The sequence below is a fragment of the Bacillus sp. 05T22 genome (assembly GCF_056396765.1).
Genome location: NZ_JBFTMC010000236.1, coordinates 1 through 1,573, shown reverse-complemented (window position 1 = coordinate 1,573; position 1,573 = coordinate 1). Strand labels below are relative to the sequence as shown.

Sequence of the window (1,573 nt, the reverse complement as noted above, 5' to 3'; positions counted from 1 at the left end):
CTTCAATCCCCTTCATTACTTCAAAGGATCCTGAACTTTTGTTTGAAGGTATCGCTATCTTGATTCCTGATTTAGGATAAAAAGCAGAATGGAAGCTCACGCCAGGGTCATATCCCATTACATGATACTTAATTATAGATTTTTCCCTTTTAGTGATCCAAAGTCCATATCCATAATCTACCCCATCTTTAACATGGATTTGCGAATTTAAAAGTATTTCTGTGTATTCTTTACTTAAAAGYTGATGATTTAACAATGCTTCCCAAAATTTGATCATATCTGATGGTGTAATAAAAGCCCCCCCATCAGCTCCACCTTTTATTGGAATCGAGTAGGTATTTGTTCTCCATGTTTCATCTTTATTATCTATGTACCCATAGGCAGTGCTTTTAGGGAGTCGATCTAAAGGAAAATATCCTGAGTCATTCATTCCACATCGTTGGAAGAGATTTGCTTCAATATAGTCGGTAAAAGAAAGTCCTGATTGTTGTTCCACGATTAAACCTAAAACAATAAATCCWGCATTATTGTAGTGGAATTTYTCTCCAGGTTGGAACATCATCTCCCCATTTTGAAATAAAGGAAGAAAATCTTTTGCGTCATTCAAGAGATACATAGGTATTTGTTTCCAAAGGTCTTCAAAGTCATCCATTACTTGTTCATCAAAATAGTCCGGTATTCCAGAACTGTGGGTCAAAAGGTGATGAATTGTTACGCCTTTGTTAAAATGCGGAAATTTTATGTTCAAACAATTTTCAAGACGAGTTTCAAATGATAGTAAACCCTTTTCAACGAGTTGGCAAATAGCAACAGCTGTAAACAACTTACAGCCAGATGCAATTCCAAAACGTGTATGAACAGTATTCAATTTTTTATCCGCCCTGTTCGCATAACCAAATGCTGATTCAAATAAGAGTTCATTGTTAGCCTTGATGTAAATAGCTCCAGAAAATTGTTCATCTATTATGTTATGAATTGCTTTAGTAAGGTTTAAAACTCGATTGCTCAAAATAATCCCCCTTATTCATAGATAGTAATGTATTATTCCCCATTTTAGTACGAATTTCCTTTTACTCATTAATACCAGAAAAGAATAAAGTCCAGTTTTTCAGGACAAGATTTTGAGATGCCCCCATTGCCATCAAGCTAAGATTTTGAAGTACCCCCAAAACAAAAACTTTATCTCACCACAGTTGTCTATGAGAATCCAGTTCATTTTTTTCGTTTTGGAGAACGATGAGTTTCTTAACTTGATAACGATGTGGCGGGACCCCATGCCCATCAACCTTTTATTATGAAGTAACCCCTGAACGTATTATATTATTGTTTTTTTATTAACAGACATAAAAATGATTCATTTGTTTTATTGATAATTCCCAGACATAATTGTAATATGTTTGTATATATTTAAACTAAATTGATTTACGTTTGATTTTCCAGAAAGAGATGGTAAATATTAACAACAATAAAATAATGGGTATATCACCTACAAAGAGCTGCAAAAAGAAAAGAGCTGCAAAAAGGCAAATAGGTGAGTTAGTGCCAGATGAATGTTCCTCCCAGTAAGGAATAT

Annotated in this window: 1 protein-coding gene; it reads right to left on the bottom strand. The window is 34.1% G+C overall.

The features are described from left to right. Positions 1-1,009, bottom strand: a 1,009-nt coding sequence (locus AC1DIT_RS28065) for a serine hydrolase domain-containing protein (protein ID WP_476998598.1), incomplete at its 3' end; no start/stop codon positions are given. Positions 1,010-1,573: the final 564 nt, after the last annotated feature.